Genomic DNA, 16,901 nt, shown 5'->3' with positions numbered 1-16,901 from the left:
TCTGGTATGCTGTTGTATGCCGTTTAGCCGCAGCCAAGCTGTGACGCAATCGGCCAGTTGCGCGCACCTTAAACCCAAGGGCGTCAAAGGTATAGGCGCGGGGTGCGTCACTTTTATTGTTATCGTCGGGGAATGTGCCATTGTGCGCGGCCCCCTCTCAGCTACAATAGGTTCGTAGCCGCCTTGGAGGACAAGATGTCTAATTTCCATCGCATTACGCTTGAAAAAGCGATCGTGTTATTTGCTGTCTGTGCTTTGTGGCTGTCTGTTCTGGGCGCATCTGCGCGCGCCGCGGACATTACCCCGTTCCTGGGGGATTATGTGGGCTCGGCAAATGTCGTGGATGCGGACGGAACCTCAACCCCGCGGGATATGAGCGTTTCCATTTTCGAGACCAAAAACGGGTTCAACGTCAGCTGGCAAACCACGACCTACAAGCTGGACGGGCGGGTAAAAGAACAGCAGTTTTCCATCGACTTCGTGCCCTCGGACCGCCCGGATGTATTTTCGGCCGCAATGAAACGCAACGTGTTCGGTCATGAGGTTCCGCTGGATCCGATGAAAGGTGAACCCTTCGTCTGGGGGCGTATCGAAGGCGAAACGCTGACGGTGTTTTCGTTGTTCATTGACGTTGACGGCGGATATGAATTGCAGCAGTTCGACCGAACCCTGGCCGAAGACGGGCTGAACCTGTCATTCTCGCGCTTCATAGACGGTCAGAAATCCCGATCTGTCGAAACATTTCTGATGAAACGCTGAACCCCGCGCAGGGCGGGGCTCAAAGGCTTATTTGCGGAAGCTGTCCAGCGACACGACATCGGCGTCGTGATGCGCCTGTTCTTCCTCTTCGACTTCGATCAAGTCCTCTGCAACATAATCGTCCTCATCTTCGTCGTCCGGGCTTTCGAACCGCAGTCCAAATTCCACCGATGGATCGACAAAGGTCTTGATCGCGCCATAGGGGATGTAAAGCGGTTCCGGCGCGTCTCCGAAATTAAGGGTAATGGCGAATCCGTTCTCTCCGACCTCGAGGTTTTCAAACCAGTGTTGCATGACGATTGTCATTTCTTCCGGATACCGGTCGCGCAGCCAATCGGCGATATCCACGCCATCTTCGCGTGTGTCGAAGGTAATGAAAAAGTGATGCGCTCCGGGCAGACCGGATTTCGATACATCCGTCAGCACAGTCTTGATAAGCCCGCGCATGGCGGTGTGCATCAGGTTGCCATAGTCGATGCCTTGCGACATGTGTCATCCTCAAAAGTGGTTAAGCTCAGCATAGGGGTTTTGTTCGGAAACGAAAGGGCAGGTATGATCGGATTGATCAGATATTATGCGCAACCAGCCCTGCCAGTGACATCAGAACCAACACTGTTCCGATCCCCAATTTTAGTCGAAATATCAATATTCCAGCAATAAAGGTTAACGCAAGCGCCGGGATGTTGAGCGAAGACACTTGGGGCACGGGTATTGCCGCCGGACCCAAATTCATGTCTGGCACCGATTCGAAAAGAACGTTCAGGGCAAACCACACGGAAAGGTTGAGAATCACTCCGACAACAGCGGCGGTAATGCCGTGAAGGGCGGCAGACAGGCGGGGGCGTGTGGCCAGACGGTCAAGGTAAGGGGCCGTCAGGAAAATCCACAGAAAGCAGGGCACAAACGTTGCCCATAGCGCAACAGCGCCCGCAGCAAGCGCCAGTGAGAATCCACCGTTGATCTGTCCCGCCAGCATGGCGACAAACTGTGTAACCAGTATCAATGGCCCAGGGGTGGTTTCTGCCAGCCCCAATCCGTCGATCATCTGGTCTGCACTGATCCAGTGGTACTGATCCACAACCGTTTGCGACATATAGGCCAGAACGGCATAGGCGCCGCCAAAGGTCACAACAGCCAGCCGGGCAAAGAACCATCCCAGATCGCTGAGCAATTGGTGGCCGCTGAGTGTTAACGCGACAAGCGGCCCCAGCCAAAGCGGCAACCAGATCGCTATCGTCCGGGCCGAGCGGGCAAGGTGCGGCGTGTCCTGAGCCGCGGTTTTCCCGATGGGTCCATTATAACGCAAATACCCCCACAGGGCCGCGATCAGAATGATCAGCGGGAAGGGCAGGTTGAACAGAAAGATTGACAGAAACGACAGGCCTGCGATGACACGATGTTCCATATCCGTCAGCGCCTTACCTGACAGCTTGCGCAGGGCTTGCAGGACGATCACGATGACGGTCGCCTTGATGCCGGTAAATGCGGATTGCACCAGTGGAATGTCGCCGTATGCTGAATAAAGCGCGACCAGAACAGTAATGACAAACGCCCCTGGCAAAACGAACAGGCTGCCCGCAATCAACCCGCCCGCGACACCGCGCAAGCGCCAGCCTGCGTAGGTAGCCAATTGCATTGCCTCGGGACCGGGCAGCAACATGCACAAGGAAAGCGCGCGCAGATAGGTCTGTTCATCCAGCCAGGGCCTGCGCTCGACCAGCTCCTGATGCATCAACGAGATCTGGGCAGCCGGGCCCCCAAATGACAACAGGCCGATCCGTCCGAATACCTTGAAAAGGTCCAGTGCCGTAGGTCTCATGCGCCATGACCCGATGGCCAGTCATGCTTTTCATCAAACCCGTCGCGTGCCCAGCGGAACAGGGCATCATAAAGGTGCAACCCGGCTTCAAGCTGAGCATGATCATCGCGATACTGGCGGGACAAACCGACCGAGAACGCCAGCAACCCAGCGGCTTCCGGGGCCAGATCATTCTGGTCGGTATCCGCAGCGCGAATGATCCGGGCCATACGCTCAAGCGCCTCGGTTCGCAGGTGAAATGCCCGGATCATCGTGTCAAATGTGCAGCCGCTGTCCCGATGCGTCCAAAATGTATTCGGAACGTCAAAGGGGGTGGCACCAAAGTGATCAACGACTCCCTGAACTTCTTCCGACGCGACGAAAAGGAACCGTGCATTGCGATCAACAAACCGGCGGATCAGCCAGGGGCAGGCGATACGGTCAATTTTGGGCCTTTGACGCGTAACCCACAATGTGCTGCCGTCAATGCGCGCCGGCAGAATCGACAAGGGGATCAACGGCGCCTCGCGCTGTTCGCGCCACCCTTCAAACCCGCCTTCCAGATGTTCGGCGTTTTTGCCCATCCCGCGCAGCCAGGACGCCACCCCTTGGCTGAGCTTTTTGCCCTTGTGGCAGATTACTACGCAAGGGTCGTCGCCAATCAGACGACTCATCGCGTCGATTTCCGTGTGCGGGCAGCGAATTGACCCCGGAATCAACCGCGGATCGTCGCTGAAATCCGCATCGGTGCGTATATCGATCAGAACCGGCGCCCGAGGCGTTCCGATTAACCGGCTCAATTGGGTTGGTGTGATGGCGTTAAGAGCAGCCATAGCATGTCTCCTTTAGTCATTCGGATCCATGCGAAGCTTGGGCTGACGCCTCACGGGGTGTTCGCAAGCTGACCCCCTGCATCAGTGCTACCGCGCAAGAACGTAGGGGGTCAAGTTTGCGGTTTGAACCGTCAGGCCCAGTCGAGCCTCTGACCGGTCATGCACACCGGAAGGGTGTCGGCAGGAAACTGACCCATCTCTTCAAAAAACGAGATGAAATCGAAATGATTATACGCTTCGACCATCTTATTGTTTTTGAACCGGGCCATGACCTGACCGGTGACCTCCAAAGGGGCACCATTATCGGCCCGGCACGTCTGCACATGCAGGATGGCGGATACCCAATCGCCATTCTCGATGATCTTGGGCAAATCCACCTTGATATCCCCCAGGACATGGCGAAATGCCGTGACGAGATCCCGAAAATCGTCTGCACCCACCTGCATTTCGGGGATCAGCCCCTCGGCCATGGTTTCGGGCGCAAAGAACTGATCGATTGCCTCGGTGTTTCCGTTTTCCCAAACCTCAGAATACCAGGATCTGAGTATCTCTGAATTCGTCATCTCAACGCTCCTGTCCAACTGCGAACACGATGGCAAAAAGGAATGAACAAACTCTGAATCTGCGCAAAGGCGGCATAAATATCAGACATATTGGGGGGGAAGTGCAGGTTTCTGTTGCCAGGTACCTGCGAACCCCGCCTTACGCGGCTAGGCGCAAGGACTTAAGTTTCGGTCTTGTTACTGCTTACGCAGCAACTGCAACCGGAGCACGATTGTCGTTTGCAATTGTACTGTTTTCGCCGGTAACGGTGGCAGACAGCCGAGACAAAGCTTACCCCTTTAGACGTTCGTCGATCCTGTTTCGGCCCCGTGATCCTCAAACGAAGGATTTTGGTGGAGCCGCCGGGTACCGCCCCCGGGTCCGATCCGCTTATTACGAGCGCGTTTATGTCCATAGTCCCGAAGGACACCTCATATATAGGTGAGGAGAGCTGCGGATGCAAACCCGGAATGCACATCTTTGTTAGCTTTAATTACAAAGCGTTATGCAGATCTATTGAAGTTGGCGGCGATCAACCATATCGCCAGCACCAGTTCGATTCCACCAAAGGTTGCTGCCTTCACAAAAGGCGGGTTATCCAGCGCCAGTGACAGGAAGCGGCCCAATGCGGCACCCGCATAGACTATGCCCAGCATTGTGTAGGCCATCGGAGCATTCAGCCAGATGACAGCAATGCCCGAGACCACAAACAGCCCTCCGACCGAAGCGCGCAGCTCGCTCAGACCCATGGTGCTGTTGGTAGGTGCAAGATCCAGCGCGTTGGCGGTATGAACTGGCGCCAGAAAGCCGAACAGGCCAAAACCGATTGTCAGCAACGCGGCAATGACATTCAGGGTCGTGATCATCCGGGCCTCATTGAATTGTAATATCAGCACCTGAGGATAGTGTGTTGCGGCCCAAAGGAAAGCGATTAAACCGCCGACCACAGCCCCAAAAGACCAACTAAAACAAGGCTGAGCGCCCAGATGAGTTCAAGGTTGAACCAGCTGCGGGACAGGAAACGCAGCCCCAGCCAACGATAAACAGCGAAGGCCAGAAACCCTCCGCCCAGAACCATGGCGGCGGTATGCAAGGCCGCGACCCCCAGAACCAGCAGACCGTTTGTTGTCATGATTTTGGAGATCGCCTGATGACCGGCATCCAGTTCATCCAGCTGGCACAGACCAAGATAGATCGGAACCAGCATAAGGGCGGCCCCGTGGGCAAGCGCCACGAGAAACGACCACAGCGCCAGTTTGCTGGGCGGTATGCGCGACAGAAAACGGGGATGACGGCGGGTGATCGCAATGTATAGCCCCATCGCGATGACAATCAACGCAGCCCCGATGCGGATTTCCCGTTGATAGTCGACCAGAACGGCCATCAACGCAAAAGGCAGAAGGACACCCAGCATGGCAATGAAATGTCCACCTGCCAAAGCTGCCAGCGCGCGCCAGAGGGCGGATTGGCGCTGCTCCATCAGGGCCGAGGAAACCGCCAGCGGCCATCCCATCCCGGGGTTCAGCCCGTGATACGCGCCGCTCAGAACAACGGCCAGCCAAAGGCCAGCCGTTGATGTCATCAGAATCTCCAATTCAGACCGAGGGGTAACAGAAACTGTCGGTTGAACAATCTCCACCCTCCAGCCGGATTTGGTGGCTGCGATATCCTTTGGGGAAATCAACCCAGAATTTCGGGTCCAAAACCAGCCCGCCATTCTCACCGACATCCGCCTTGACCATGGCCGCGCCGCCTTCTTCGGGATAGAACTGATCGTCCCACGTGGAATAAAGTGAATTGGTCCAATAAACGCGTTTACCATCGCGGCTGATCTCGACCATTTGTGGCCCATAGCCAAAGGTCTGTCCGTTCGGATGTTTGGTCTTTTTGACAATACCTCCGATTTCAACTTTCCCGGCAAGGGTCGGGTTCATCGGATCGGATACATCATATTGATGCATCTCGCCGGTGCCCCAGCAAGCGACATAAAGGTATTTGTCATCCAGGCTCAGGTCGATATCGGTGACCAGTGGCGGTACAGCGGCAAACCCCTTCAGAAGTTCAGGAAGATCATCTGGATCAGCGGGTTGTGGGTCGATGGTGATCGTTTTCTTGGCTTCGAACGTGCCATCTTCATTGCGCCACCACGTAAAGATTGCGCCTTGCAGGTTGGTGGTATCGACGACAACACCACAGAACCCGTATTGTTTGACCGGGTCATGCGCGGGCCGGATTTCCAGCGCCATCTGGTGGTTTTCGCCCAGATCGATGGTTTGGATATTGGTCCGGTTGCGCAGGTTCCAGAAATGGATGCGGTGACCGTATTTGTTCGAAAGCAGATCCTCGGCCACCAGCCCGTTTTCAAATTGCGGGGGAAGGCCCCATTCGGAACTGACCATGTAATCGCGCGGCAGATTCCACCAGAAATCATAGTGCTTGTCCTGCACGCCGCGCTCGATCTCATAGCGCCCGATGATCTCGAAGGTTTCACAATCCATGATGAAAATACCCGGAGGGCCATCCGTGCCGTCCTCACCGCCGCCGCCCAGCGTGCTCACATAGATGCCTTCCGGCCCGCAATGGATCGTGTGTGGTCGTGAATACCCTGTTTTGTCAAAGACTTCCTCGGGTTCGATGATCTTGTGAATCTTCGCCTCAAGCGGGTTCTTTACATCGATGATGTATATCCGGCTGGAACGGATACCGGGGATGATCAGATAGCGACGTTCCAGAAACGCATGACCGCTGAGCGGTGACAGTGACGACGAACAGGCATTCCAACCAAAATGGTGAAACTCGTCGCCTTTTTCGGGCATGATCACCTGATGCACGATTTTCCCGAAATCGGCCGAGGTTGGATCGACATTCACTACTGCCAGCCCGTCGGGTTGCGAAAAATCGGGGCTGAGCATCAGCGTAAAAGCAAGCGTTTCTGCGGGGCCCTCCATCGCCAGCTTGGCCGAAGGATAAAAGGTTGGGTCCGGTCTTTTGTTCATAACGTCCTCCCGTAAATCATTGTCATTCAATTCTTATTGAGAGTTCCGGTCTTGATGCCGGATGACATTCTGCCTGCTCGACCTCTGCCTTTAAAGTATGTTTCCGTTTAAGCCTTCAGGCCGGTTTACGTTTGCGTTCAGCCACATCGTGGGCCAGCTGCTGTGTGTAATGTTCCAGATCGACCAGCGTGGCGTCGACGGTATCTGCGTCTCTGGCCTCAAGCGCGTCTGCAATTCTGGTGTGCAATGCGATGATTTCTTCGCGCGAACGTGCCGTGAAGGTAATCATGTTCATCAAAGGCTGCATCGCCTCGACCGCGCCAGCCAGTTGATAGGACAGGACCGGGTTGTCGGCCCCGTCCACCAAGGCCCTGTGGAAGGTGACGTCTGATGCACAAAACGCCTCATCCGTCAGACCGGGCTGGGACTGGCGAAAGATTTCCGCCCGCATCGTGGCAAGCTGATCCGCTGTTCGTCTCTGGGCAGACAGGGGGGCACAGGCCCGCTCCAGCGCATAGCGGGCCTCGCAGGCCGTATCAAAGCTGACAGCGTTCATCGACAGCAGCAGGGTCGAGGTCGTGATCTGCTGCGAATAGGCATCTTCGAAACTCAGACGGTTTACGAACGCACCTCCGGTTGCGCCACGCTGTGTGCGGATCAGGGATTGCGCCGCCAGTCGTTTCAAAGCCTCACGCACCGTTGGGCGCGAAACTTGAAATTGCTCGGAAAGTTCCGCTTCCGAGGGCAGGCGTGCATCCACGATCAACTCGCCTGAGACAATCGCGTCCCGGATGGCATGTGCAATCTGGGCAGACAGGTCGGCGGTTTTCCGAGGCGCGGTTTTCATGTTCAGAAGACCCTGAGCAAATTTTTATTTGTCTGACATTTAAAAGTCTGACATTTGAAAAGCAAGAGAGTTGAGTCGGGAGGCCGAAGTGAGTCGTACTTGGCTGCGCAGCGGAATGTGGCTGGGCTTTTATGTCCTGATCCTGTGGGCATGGTGGGTCATGTTCGCGATGGGCCGCGACATGGATCTTGACCTGATCGGTCGTCCGGGGCCCATGGGGCAGGCGATGGCCGCGATGGACCCGCGCATGGACATGTACATGCCCATGGCCGAGTTTGGCACGCTGTTCTGGATGTGGGCGATCATGATGGCCGCCATGATGCTGCCGACGCTTGTGCCAACCCTGCGCAGTTATGACGACCTGATCCGCAGCGCCAATGGCACCCGTGCCGGGTGGCTGGGTGTGCTTGCAGGGTATTCCTTGGTTTGGGTCGGGTTTGCGGCTGTGATCGCGGGAACGCAACTGGCTTTGCTGTTTGGTGGCGTGATCGACATGCTGGGCATTGCCAGATCCGGCTGGGTTGCGGGCGGGTTGATGATAGCGGTTGGCGCGTTTCAGTTCTCGCGCGTCAAAGAGGTCTGCCATGGCGTGTGCCACGCCCCAATGACCTATTTCCTGGGCCATTGGAAAACCGGATTTGCGGGCGGTGTGCGCATGGGGCTGGGCCTTGGTGCCTTCTGCGTCGGATGCTGCTGGGGTTTCATGGCGCTGGGATTTGTGGGCGGCGTCATGAGCCTGTTGTGGATGGGTCTTGCGACCCTGTTCATGGTATTGGAGAAACTTCCCCAGATCGGGCATGCTGTGACCCGGCCAATGGGGTTTGCGCTGATTGCGGGCGGTCTTGTTCTGCTCGTTTATCCAATTAGCTACGGAGGATAAGGCAATGGCTAAGAACAGAAAACCAGACGCCGACCGGTTGCCCGTCAGCCAACGCATCGACAGCCGGATGCCCAATCCCAAACGGCGCGAGATGAGTCCGACGGACTGGGCCATCAAGGGTGAGTTGATCCTGAACTGCTCGTGTGATGTGTTCTGTCCCTGCGTCGTTTCACTGGGCGCGCACCCTCCGACCGAAGGGCATTGCCATGCCTGGATGGGTATAATCGTTGATGAGGGCCATTATGAGGGCGAGGACCTGTCGGGTCTGAATGTCGGCCTGCTTGTGGATATTCCCGGCCGGATGGGTGAAGGCCAGTGGAAAGTGGCGGCTTACGTCGACGAACGCGCCAGCGGCAAAGCCTATAACGGGCTGCTGCAAATCTTCAGCGGGCAGGCGGGCGGTACCACCGGTCTGTTCACCATGCTCGTCAGCGAAATCATCGGAGCCGAACGGGCGCCGGTTCAGATCGAGCGCGACGGCACCAAACGCCGCATCATGATCGGTCGCAAGATTCAGGGTGAGATCGAGATGTTGGCGGGCAAAGACCCCGAGCATCCCGTGATGGTTTCAAACTCAAAATACTGGATGGGACCGGACATCATCGTGGCGCGCGGCACCAAATCGAAAGTGCGCGACTACGGTCGCGTTTGGGATTTTGGTGGCAAGTCCGCTGAGATTTGCCCGATTGATTGGCACGGGCCCAAATGATGATCACAGGCGCGTTTGCGCAAGATGTGGCGCGCCAAAAACACTGGCAAAACTCGCAGTTGGCCGCGTTTCTGCATTAGCTGTCGCATCAGGAACTGACCTGTTTATCGGGCCAATCACCTGTTGCTTAGTCGTAAAAGAGGTCGATGTCACAATGCCTTACGAAAACTATGTGATCCATTTCTTCAACCATCAGACCCACCACCGGGGTCAAATGCGCAAGATGCTGACCGAAGTTGGGTCGCAAGCGCCCGTCAGCGATATCATTTTTATGCCCAAGGAGGTTTGAATGCCGCAGATTTCCGCCTCTCGCCGGTTGCGGCGCACACCGTTTTCAGACGGGGTCGAGGCCGCAGGGGTCAAGGGGTACACGGTTTATAATCGTATGCTGTTGCCCACGGTCTTCGAAAGCGTCGAAGCCGATTACCGGCATCTGAAATCCCATGTGCAGGTCTGGGATGTCGCGTGCGAGCGGCAGATCGAGCTGCGCGGACCGGACGCCGCGCGCCTGATGCAGATGCTGACCCCGCGCGAATTGCGGGGAATGCTGCCGGGGCAATGTTTCTATGTCCCCATCGTGGATGAAACCGGCGGTATGCTGAATGACCCGGTTGCGGTAAAACTGTCCGAAGACCGCTGGTGGATTTCAATCGCTGACAGCGATCTGTTGTTGTGGGTCAAGGGAATCGCCGTTGGATATCGTCTGGATGTGCTGGTGGACGAACCGGATGTGTCACCTCTTGCTGTTCAGGGTCCCAAAGCTGACGATCTGATGGCGCGTGTCTTTGGCGACCGGGTGCGCGACATCCGGTTCTTCAAATTCGATATGTTCCAGTTTGAAGGTCGCGATCTGGCTGTGGCGCGATCCGGTTATTCCAAACAGGGCGGGTTCGAGATTTATGTGGAAGGCAGCGATATCGGCATGCCCCTGTGGAACGCTCTGTTTGCGGCAGGGGAAGATTTGCAGGTGCGCGCCGGATGCCCGAACCTGATCGAACGGATTGAAGGCGGTCTGCTGTCCTATGGCAATGACATGACCGACGACAACACCCCGCATGAGTGCGGTCTGGGCAAGTTCTGCAACACACATACCGCGATTGGCTGTATCGGCAGGGACGCGTTGCTGCGTGTGGCCAAGGAGGGGCCCGTTCAGCAAATCCGCCCCATCGCCATTGCGGGCGATCCGGTGCCTGGCTGCGACCGTCCATGGGACCTTTACGGCGAAGGCAAGCGTGTGGGGCAGGTGACCTCGGCCGCGTGGTCACCCGATTTCAACACCAACGTAGCCATTGGCATGGTACGCCTGAGCCATTGGGATGCGGGAACGGAGCTGGACGTGGAAACGCCAGATGGGATGCGCCGCGCGACCGTGCAGTCGCATTTCTGGATTTAAAGGGGGGTTTTGGGGGCGCTGCCCTCGTCGCTGCGCGACTCCCCCGGGATATTTGGGGCCAGGTGAAGCAGCGGGCCGGTTACAGAAACACGAAAGGAATTGAGAGATGTTCAATGCACTTGTGATGGACAAGGACGAAGAAAGCGGTTTGGCGAGCGCGTCGGTCAGGCAGCTTACGCTGGATGATTTGCCGCATGGCGACGTCACGGTCGCGGTTGAATATTCCACAGTGAACTACAAGGATGGTTTGTGTCTGTCCCCCAAAGGGGGCGGTTTGGTGCGGGCGTATCCGCATGTTCCCGGAATTGATTATGCCGGTACCGTCGAGGCATCGACCGATGCGCGTTACAAGCCGGGTGACAAGGTTGTTCTGACCGGGTGGCGGGTAGGCGAGGCGCATTGGGGTGGATATTCGCAGAAAGCCAGTGCCAAGGCGGACTGGCTTGTGCCTCTGCCGGATGGGCTCGATGCCCGGCAGGCGATGGCCGTAGGCACCGCCGGGTTTACCGCGATGCTGGCCGTGATGGCGCTGGAGGATCACGGGCTGACCCCCGATCGCGGCCCGGTTCTGGTAACCGGGGCGGCCGGTGGTGTTGGGTCGGTGGCGACAGCCATTCTGGGCCATCTCGGGTATGAGGTGGCCGCCGTGACCGGGCGACCTGAAACCGGCGATTATCTGAAATCGCTGGGCGCAACGACAATAGTGCCCCGCGATGAGCTGAATGAGACAACCAAGCGCCCACTGGAAAGTGAAACCTGGGCGGGCTGCGTGGATGCCGTGGGCGGTGCGATGCTGGCGCGTGTGCTTGGGCAAATGAAATACGGCTGTTCGGTTGCGGCCGTGGGTCTTGCGGGCGGCGCGGCGCTTCCTGCAACGGTGATTCCCTTCCTGCTGCGCGGCGTGAACCTTCTTGGCATCGACAGTGTGATGCAGCCCTATGAAAACCGGGTTCGTGCCTGGAAAAGGATTGCAACCGACCTGCCGATGGACAAGCTTGAGTCGATGGTACAACCAGCGGCCTTGTCCGACCTTCCGCAACTGGGTGCCGATATCCTGAAAGGGCAGGTCAAAGGGCGCGTTGTTGTCGATGTGAATGCCTGAGCGCAGTTGACAGCCTAAACCCGATACGATGCCGTGTCGGGTTTTGCGCAGGCGGTTTGGTACAAAATGATCGCAACACCTCTGGCCATTGGTACAAAACCGCCTCATGATTGCTATACATCCCAAATGTGATGGCGTAAGACCCATCCAAAGAGTACCTGAATACGGGGAGTGAGCAGCATGTCTGACGACTTCGAACTGGACACCGATGACCTGAAACGCCGTATGGATGGCGCAATGGCCAATCTGAGAACCGAATTTGCCTCGCTGAGAACCGGGCGCGCCTCGGCTTCGATGCTGGAACCTGTCATGGTCGACGCGTATGGCTCGATGACACCGATCAACCAGGTGGGCACCGTCAACGTGCCTGAGCCCCGCATGGTCACTATAAATGTGTGGGATAAGTCATTGGTCGGGAAGGTTGAAAAGGCCATTCGTGAAAGCGGCCTTGGCATCAACCCGCAGCTGAACGGCACCATCATCATGCTGCCGATTCCTGAGTTGAACGAAGAGCGTCGCCGTGAACTGGGCAAGGTCGCTGGCCAATATGCGGAAAGTGCCCGGATCGCGATCCGCAATGTGCGCCGGGATGGCATGGATCAGATCAAGAAGGCAAAAGCGGATGGTATGTCTGAAGACGACCAGAAGCTTTGGGAAAGCGAAGTGCAGGATCTCACGGATGCGATGATCAAGGCGGTCGATGCGGCGCTTGAAACCAAGCAAACTGAAATCATGCAGGTCTGATCTGGTCTGATGCCGAAAGATCCCCAAACCGATCCGGTCTGCGGCCCGCGCCACGTCGCTATCATCATGGATGGCAATGGCCGTTGGGCGCAGGCGCGTGGTCGCCCCAGGTTGTTTGGGCACCATGCCGGTGCGCGGCGTGTTCGCGAGGTTGTCGAGGCCTGCCCGCATCTGGGGATCAAGTATCTGACAGTGTTTGCATTCTCGACCGAGAACTGGAAGCGAACGCAGGTTGAGGTGGCCGGGTTGATGAGCCTGTTTCGGCGCTACATCATCAAGGAGACACGGACCCTGGCGGACAATGGCATCCGGGTTCGGTTCATAGGTGATCGGGTAAGGTTGGATTCGAAACTGACCGAATTGATGGATTCACTGGAAGAGGAAACCAAGGACAACGACCTTGTTCATCTGACGGTCGCCCTGAACTATGGCGGTCGGGACGAGGTGGCGCGCGCCACCAAACGTCTCGCGCGGGATGTGGCCGACGGGCGGCTTAGACCCGAGGATGTGGATGAAGAAACGTTACCTAAGTATCTGGATACACGCGTTCTTCCGGATCCTGACCTTGTCATTCGCACCAGTGGAGAAGCACGGATTTCGAACTTTCTGCTGTGGCAGTCCGCCTATTCCGAGTACGAATTCATAGATACGCTGTGGCCGGATTTCACCGCCGCAGAACTCGAGAGGCTTTGTCGCAACTATGGGGCCAGAGAGCGTCGGTACGGGGCGGTTCTGGCATGAGTGATGGCCGGTGGTCTGATCTGACGAGCCGGGTCCTTTCTGCCGCCGTTCTGGTTGCGATAGGGGCCATCGAAGTCTGGCTTGGCGGTCTCTGGTTCGAGGTCTTCATTGCGGCTGCTTGTGGCCTGATGACCTGGGAACTGGTTCGGATGATCGACCCTGAAAGCCAGGGTGTGGCCGTCCAGTTGGGCGTTCTGACTGCGATTGCGGTTATCCTCAGCTACCACCTGCCGGCGCTATACACGCTCCCGGTCGTGCTTGCGCCAGCTTTGGTGGGCATGGGACAGATCAGCCGTTCGAAACCCCTGTACGGCTTGTTCGCGGTCTGGATTGTTGCGGCTGGTCTGGGTTTCATATCCATTCGCGAAAACTCGGGTTTTGGCTGGATGGTCTGGCTGATCGCGGTGGTGGTTGCCACCGATGTGGCGGGCTATTTTGTGGGTAAAATGGTCGGTGGACCCAAGTTCTGGCCAAAGGTCAGCCCTAAGAAAACATGGTCGGGAACGGCAGGCGGATGGGCTGCTGCGGCCTGTGTCGGTATCGCCTTTGCAAGCCACGCGGGTTTCGGCTTTGCCTTTGTTGTTGTTTCCGTTCTCGCATCAATGGCCAGTCAGGCGGGTGACATAATCGAAAGCGCGATCAAACGTAAATTCGGGGTCAAGGACAGTTCAAATCTGATCCCCGGCCATGGCGGCTTTCTGGATCGGTTCGACGGCATGATGGGGGCTGCGGTGTTTGTTCTGATCGCAGGGCTTCTGTACACGCCGGGTGAGATGTAATGCGACGGATTTCCGTTCTTGGGGCCACGGGGTCGATCGGGCAAAACACGCTTGATCTGATTTCGCGTAAACCCGAAGACTATGATGTGGTGGCCCTTACCGGCGGCGCAAATATTCGACAACTTGCTGATGACGCTCGTCGGTTGCGTGCCGATTTGGCTGTCACGGCACATGAAGACAGGTTGGAGGACCTGCGCGCCGCACTGGCCGGAAGTGGGGTCGAAGCGGCGGCCGGGCCGCGTGCGATCGCCGAGGCCGCAGCGCGCCCGGCGGATTGGGTCATGTCAGCCATCGTCGGAGCAGCGGGCCTTGCGCCTGGGATCGAAGCCCTGAAACAAGGAACAACACTGGCCTTGGCCAACAAGGAAACATTGGTCTGCGCAGGATCGTTGGTTCTGGACACTGCAAAAAACCATGACGCGCGTTTGCTTCCTGTCGACAGTGAACATTCGGCGGTGTTTCAGGCATTGGTTGGTGAAGATATCAACGCTGTCGAGAGGGTGATTATCACCGCAAGTGGCGGAGCGTTCCGCGATTGGCCGCTGAAAGATCTGGCAAACGCCACCGTCGAACAAGCGTCCAGCCATCCGAATTGGGATATGGGCCAGCGGATCACGATCGACAGTGCCTCGATGTTCAACAAGGCGCTGGAACTCATAGAAACAAAAGAATATTTCGGAGTTTCCCCGGATCAGATCGAAGTTTTGGTTCATCCCGAATCCATTGTCCATGCAATGGTCGGGTTTCGGGATGGCGCGATGATGGCACATATGGGCGCCCCCGATATGCGCCACGCCATTGGGTATGCGTTGCACTGGCCCGACAGGCAGGAGCTGCCGGTTCAGCGGCTGGACCTCGCAAAGCTGGGACAGCTGCGCTTTAACGAACCGGATCTGACACGCTATCCAGCCCTGAAACTCGCCTGGGACGTGATGCAGCGTGGTGGGCTGGCTGGCGCAGTATTCAATGCCGCCAAGGAACGCGCGCTGGATCACTTCATTGCGGGCCGGATCGGCTTTCTTGATATGGCGGATACCGTTTCTGCCGTATTGGACAGGTTTGACGCAACGGGTGGCCTTATTGATGCCCCGATGACACTTGATAACGTGCAGCAAACCGACCATCTGGCACGTCAGTGGGTCGATAACACTGTGATGGAACGAGCAGGATAGAAATTTGGACGTACTTTCGCTGATCCCGCAATTCGGCAATCTGCTGTGGACGATTGTTGCCTTTGTTATTGCGCTGTCGGTCATTGTGGCCGTGCATGAATATGGCCATTACATTGTGGGCCGGTGGTCTGGTATCCATGCCGAAGTCTTTTCGCTCGGGTTTGGACCGGTGCTCTGGAGCCGCAAGGATAAGCGCGGAACCAAGTGGCAGATCGCAGCGTTGCCTTTTGGTGGATACGTGAAATTTCTGGGCGATGCCAATGCGGCCTCGGGCAAGGATGAAGAGGCGATGGAAGACATCGCGACCCAAAATCCTGAGGAGTTGCGCCGCACCATGCACGGCGCCCCGCTATGGGCACGGGCAGCAACTGTCGCGGCTGGCCCGGTCTTTAATTTCGCCATGTCCATTCTGGTTTTTGGCCTGATCTTCTGGTCACAGGGCGTGTCGCGTGAACCCCTGACCGTTGGCGCGTTGCAGCCTTTGCCAGGCACCGTGCAGGAATTGCGCGAGGGAGATGTGATTACGGCTATCGCCGGTCGTCCGACACCGGACTATGACGAAGAAGTCGCATGGAAGGAGTTCATCGATCAGCTGCCTGTTCAACCGGTTCTGGATTATTCCGTGATCCGCGATGGCCAACCCCTTGAGGTTCAGGCCCCCTGGATGCTTCCGCCGCTGATCCGTCAGGTTGCTCCGCGTAGCGCGGCTATGGATATCCAACTGAAGCAAGGGGATGTCATCACCTCGGTCAATGGTGAACCGATCTTTGCCTTCGAACAGCTAAAGGATCATGTCGAAGGATCGGACGGCCGCGTCTTGCTGCTTGAAGTCTGGCGGGATGGGTCCGAGTTGGAATTTGCCCTGGCGCCCCGGCGCACGGATGAACCGCAGCCTGATGGTGGTTTTGTCACCCATTGGCGCATCGGAATCGTCGGCGGCATGATGCTTGAGCCTGCAACCGTACCGGCTGGTCTTTTCGATTCCCTAAAGGGCGGTGTCATCCAGACTGGACGCATCATCGAAGGGTCCTTATCCGGCATGTGGCACATGGTGACGGGTGCAATCAGCACCTGCAACATCTCGGGGCCAATCGGAATTGCCGAAACCTCGGGGGCGATGGCCAGCCAGGGGGCACAGAATTTTATCTTCTTCATTGCTGTCCTGTCGACGGCGGTCGGGTTGTTGAACCTGTTTCCCATTCCGGCGCTGGATGGCGGACATCTCGTCTTCTACGCCTACGAGGCCATTGCCGGGAAACCGCCCAGCGACCGGGCGATGCGCATACTCATGGGCATTGGAATTTCGATCATTCTGACCCTGATGCTGTTTTCGGTCAGCAACGACCTGTTCTGCTGAATGTGGCGGCTGGAGCAGATTCCAGCCGCATTACCGCCATATTTCAGCGCTACAATATTCCCGTCTAAAGGGAACAGTCATGTCCAAAACGCTGAAAAAATCGTATCAAAGCTTTAGCTTCCTCTTCATGTTGAATTGGGATGTTATGTTGAGTTTTGCCGTTACAGCGTTGGCGATGGCTGGGGCCGCCTATCTGGCGGGAATGTGATTCTCGGGAAAATCGTAGGTCTGTTGTCGCGAAGCCGTCT

20 protein-coding genes and 1 other RNA gene are annotated in these 16,901 nt (G+C 57.0%); 12 read left to right on the top strand and 9 right to left on the bottom strand.

Going from position 1 to position 16,901, the window contains the following annotated elements; genetic code table 11:
- Positions 1-195 precede the first annotated feature (195 nt).
- Positions 196-759 (top strand): hypothetical protein, encoded by a 564-nt coding sequence (locus ACR0EK_RS02965; RefSeq protein ID WP_480481056.1) that lies wholly within the window; start codon positions 196-198, stop codon positions 757-759.
- A 27-nt stretch (positions 760-786) separates the two neighbouring features.
- Here ACR0EK_RS02965 and ACR0EK_RS02960 read toward each other — a convergent pair whose 3' ends face one another.
- The 9 genes from ACR0EK_RS02960 to ACR0EK_RS02920 form a co-directional block, all read right to left on the bottom strand.
- Entirely contained in the window at positions 787-1,248 is a 462-nt protein-coding gene (locus tag ACR0EK_RS02960; RefSeq protein WP_480481054.1) for an SspB family protein, read from the bottom strand.
- Positions 1,249-1,324: 76 nt separating this feature from the next.
- Positions 1,325-2,578 carry a chromate efflux transporter gene (gene chrA / locus ACR0EK_RS02955; RefSeq protein ID WP_480564872.1) on the bottom strand — a complete coding sequence of 418 codons (1,254 nt, stop codon included), beginning with the start codon at positions 2,576-2,578 and terminating at the stop codon, positions 1,325-1,327.
- Positions 2,575-3,390 (bottom strand): chromate resistance protein ChrB domain-containing protein, encoded by an 816-nt coding sequence (locus ACR0EK_RS02950; RefSeq protein ID WP_480564869.1) that lies wholly within the window; start codon positions 3,388-3,390, stop codon positions 2,575-2,577. Before ACR0EK_RS02950 ends, chrA begins: the two co-directional genes overlap by 4 nt.
- Before the next feature lie 131 nt (positions 3,391-3,521).
- Entirely contained in the window at positions 3,522-3,953 is a 432-nt protein-coding gene (locus ACR0EK_RS02945; RefSeq protein ID WP_209503996.1) for an ester cyclase, read from the bottom strand.
- A gap of 100 nt (positions 3,954-4,053) precedes the next feature.
- Positions 4,054-4,400: a transfer-messenger RNA gene (gene ssrA / locus ACR0EK_RS02940) on the bottom strand.
- A 36-nt stretch (positions 4,401-4,436) separates the two neighbouring features.
- Positions 4,437-4,799: a DUF4345 family protein gene (locus ACR0EK_RS02935; protein WP_480564866.1), complete on the bottom strand. Its 363-nt coding sequence runs from the start codon at positions 4,797-4,799 to the stop codon at positions 4,437-4,439.
- Positions 4,800-4,864: 65 nt separating this feature from the next.
- A complete protein-coding gene (locus ACR0EK_RS02930; RefSeq protein WP_267364371.1) occupies positions 4,865-5,515 on the bottom strand; it encodes a hypothetical protein in 651 nt (216 codons plus the stop codon).
- A 13-nt stretch (positions 5,516-5,528) separates the two neighbouring features.
- Positions 5,529-6,929 (bottom strand): selenium-binding protein SBP56-related protein, encoded by a 1,401-nt coding sequence (locus tag ACR0EK_RS02925; protein WP_480505262.1) that lies wholly within the window; start codon positions 6,927-6,929, stop codon positions 5,529-5,531.
- Between the two features lie 115 nt (positions 6,930-7,044).
- Positions 7,045-7,776 carry a FadR/GntR family transcriptional regulator gene (locus ACR0EK_RS02920; protein ID WP_480564863.1) on the bottom strand — a complete coding sequence of 244 codons (732 nt, stop codon included), beginning with the start codon at positions 7,774-7,776 and terminating at the stop codon, positions 7,045-7,047.
- 115 nt (positions 7,777-7,891) lie between these two features.
- Between ACR0EK_RS02920 and ACR0EK_RS02915 the strand changes: the two genes are divergently transcribed.
- The 11 genes from ACR0EK_RS02915 (at position 7,892) to ACR0EK_RS02865 (ending at position 16,861) form a co-directional block, all read left to right on the top strand.
- Positions 7,892-8,656, top strand: coding sequence for a DUF2182 domain-containing protein (locus tag ACR0EK_RS02915; RefSeq protein ID WP_480565267.1), 765 nt, complete (start codon positions 7,892-7,894; stop codon positions 8,654-8,656).
- A gap of 4 nt (positions 8,657-8,660) precedes the next feature.
- Complete coding sequence (locus ACR0EK_RS02910) at positions 8,661-9,365, top strand: DUF1326 domain-containing protein (protein WP_209596177.1); 705 nt, start codon at positions 8,661-8,663, stop codon at positions 9,363-9,365.
- Positions 9,366-9,519: 154 nt separating this feature from the next.
- The gene (locus ACR0EK_RS02905; RefSeq protein WP_480564860.1) at positions 9,520-9,654 is read left to right on the top strand and encodes a DinB family protein; all 135 of its coding nucleotides are present in this window, start codon (positions 9,520-9,522) and stop codon (positions 9,652-9,654) included.
- Positions 9,655-10,758, top strand: coding sequence for a dimethylsulfoniopropionate demethylase (locus tag ACR0EK_RS02900; RefSeq protein WP_480564857.1), 1,104 nt, complete (start codon positions 9,655-9,657; stop codon positions 10,756-10,758). It begins immediately after the preceding gene.
- 106 nt (positions 10,759-10,864) lie between these two features.
- The gene (acuI, locus tag ACR0EK_RS02895; RefSeq protein WP_480564854.1) at positions 10,865-11,860 is read left to right on the top strand and encodes an acryloyl-CoA reductase; all 996 of its coding nucleotides are present in this window, start codon (positions 10,865-10,867) and stop codon (positions 11,858-11,860) included.
- Between the two features lie 180 nt (positions 11,861-12,040).
- A complete protein-coding gene (frr, locus tag ACR0EK_RS02890; RefSeq protein WP_480481034.1) occupies positions 12,041-12,604 on the top strand; it encodes a ribosome recycling factor in 564 nt (187 codons plus the stop codon).
- 9 nt (positions 12,605-12,613) lie between these two features.
- Entirely contained in the window at positions 12,614-13,345 is a 732-nt protein-coding gene (locus ACR0EK_RS02885) for an isoprenyl transferase (protein WP_480564851.1), read from the top strand.
- Entirely contained in the window at positions 13,342-14,124 is a 783-nt protein-coding gene (locus ACR0EK_RS02880) for a phosphatidate cytidylyltransferase (RefSeq protein ID WP_480564848.1), read from the top strand. Before ACR0EK_RS02885 ends, ACR0EK_RS02880 begins: the two co-directional genes overlap by 4 nt.
- On the top strand, positions 14,124-15,296 hold the full coding sequence (gene dxr, locus ACR0EK_RS02875; protein WP_480564846.1) for a 1-deoxy-D-xylulose-5-phosphate reductoisomerase: 1,173 nt from the start codon (positions 14,124-14,126) through the stop codon (positions 15,294-15,296). Before ACR0EK_RS02880 ends, dxr begins: the two co-directional genes overlap by 1 nt.
- A gap of 4 nt (positions 15,297-15,300) precedes the next feature.
- Entirely contained in the window at positions 15,301-16,653 is a 1,353-nt protein-coding gene (gene rseP, locus ACR0EK_RS02870; protein WP_480558446.1) for an RIP metalloprotease RseP, read from the top strand.
- A gap of 79 nt (positions 16,654-16,732) precedes the next feature.
- Positions 16,733-16,861, top strand: coding sequence for a hypothetical protein (locus ACR0EK_RS02865; protein WP_267364732.1), 129 nt, complete (start codon positions 16,733-16,735; stop codon positions 16,859-16,861).
- The last annotated feature ends 40 nt before the right edge of the window (positions 16,862-16,901 follow it).

The organism is Ruegeria sp. AE4, from assembly GCF_056542185.1.
The sequence above is the reverse complement of the archived record's forward strand: the minus strand, read 5'-3'. Positions and strand labels throughout refer to the sequence as shown.

What these genes read in the sequence shown, in the direction of transcription:
- ACR0EK_RS02965 (WP_480481056.1), top strand. Translation starts at nt 196, where the DNA reads ATGTCTAATTTCCATCGCATTACGCTTGAAAAAGCGATCGTGTTATTT.
- ACR0EK_RS02925 (WP_480505262.1), bottom strand. Translation starts at nt 6,929, where the DNA reads ATGAACAAAAGACCGGACCCAACCTTTTATCCTTCGGCCAAGCTGGCG.
- ACR0EK_RS02880 (WP_480564848.1), top strand. Translation starts at nt 13,342, where the DNA reads ATGAGTGATGGCCGGTGGTCTGATCTGACGAGCCGGGTCCTTTCTGCC.
- ACR0EK_RS02905 (WP_480564860.1), top strand. Translation starts at nt 9,520, where the DNA reads ATGCCTTACGAAAACTATGTGATCCATTTCTTCAACCATCAGACCCAC.
- chrA (WP_480564872.1), bottom strand. Translation starts at nt 2,578, where the DNA reads ATGAGACCTACGGCACTGGACCTTTTCAAGGTATTCGGACGGATCGGC.
- ACR0EK_RS02885 (WP_480564851.1), top strand. Translation starts at nt 12,614, where the DNA reads ATGCCGAAAGATCCCCAAACCGATCCGGTCTGCGGCCCGCGCCACGTC.
- ACR0EK_RS02915 (WP_480565267.1), top strand. Translation starts at nt 7,892, where the DNA reads ATGTGGCTGGGCTTTTATGTCCTGATCCTGTGGGCATGGTGGGTCATG.
- frr (WP_480481034.1), top strand. Translation starts at nt 12,041, where the DNA reads ATGTCTGACGACTTCGAACTGGACACCGATGACCTGAAACGCCGTATG.
- ACR0EK_RS02950 (WP_480564869.1), bottom strand. Translation starts at nt 3,390, where the DNA reads ATGGCTGCTCTTAACGCCATCACACCAACCCAATTGAGCCGGTTAATC.
- ACR0EK_RS02920 (WP_480564863.1), bottom strand. Translation starts at nt 7,776, where the DNA reads ATGAAAACCGCGCCTCGGAAAACCGCCGACCTGTCTGCCCAGATTGCA.
- ACR0EK_RS02935 (WP_480564866.1), bottom strand. Translation starts at nt 4,799, where the DNA reads ATGATCACGACCCTGAATGTCATTGCCGCGTTGCTGACAATCGGTTTT.
- ACR0EK_RS02900 (WP_480564857.1), top strand. Translation starts at nt 9,655, where the DNA reads ATGCCGCAGATTTCCGCCTCTCGCCGGTTGCGGCGCACACCGTTTTCA.
- ACR0EK_RS02910 (WP_209596177.1), top strand. Translation starts at nt 8,661, where the DNA reads ATGGCTAAGAACAGAAAACCAGACGCCGACCGGTTGCCCGTCAGCCAA.
- ACR0EK_RS02865 (WP_267364732.1), top strand. Translation starts at nt 16,733, where the DNA reads ATGTCCAAAACGCTGAAAAAATCGTATCAAAGCTTTAGCTTCCTCTTC.
- ACR0EK_RS02960 (WP_480481054.1), bottom strand. Translation starts at nt 1,248, where the DNA reads ATGTCGCAAGGCATCGACTATGGCAACCTGATGCACACCGCCATGCGC.
- acuI (WP_480564854.1), top strand. Translation starts at nt 10,865, where the DNA reads ATGTTCAATGCACTTGTGATGGACAAGGACGAAGAAAGCGGTTTGGCG.
- ACR0EK_RS02945 (WP_209503996.1), bottom strand. Translation starts at nt 3,953, where the DNA reads ATGACGAATTCAGAGATACTCAGATCCTGGTATTCTGAGGTTTGGGAA.
- ACR0EK_RS02930 (WP_267364371.1), bottom strand. Translation starts at nt 5,515, where the DNA reads ATGACATCAACGGCTGGCCTTTGGCTGGCCGTTGTTCTGAGCGGCGCG.
- dxr (WP_480564846.1), top strand. Translation starts at nt 14,124, where the DNA reads ATGCGACGGATTTCCGTTCTTGGGGCCACGGGGTCGATCGGGCAAAAC.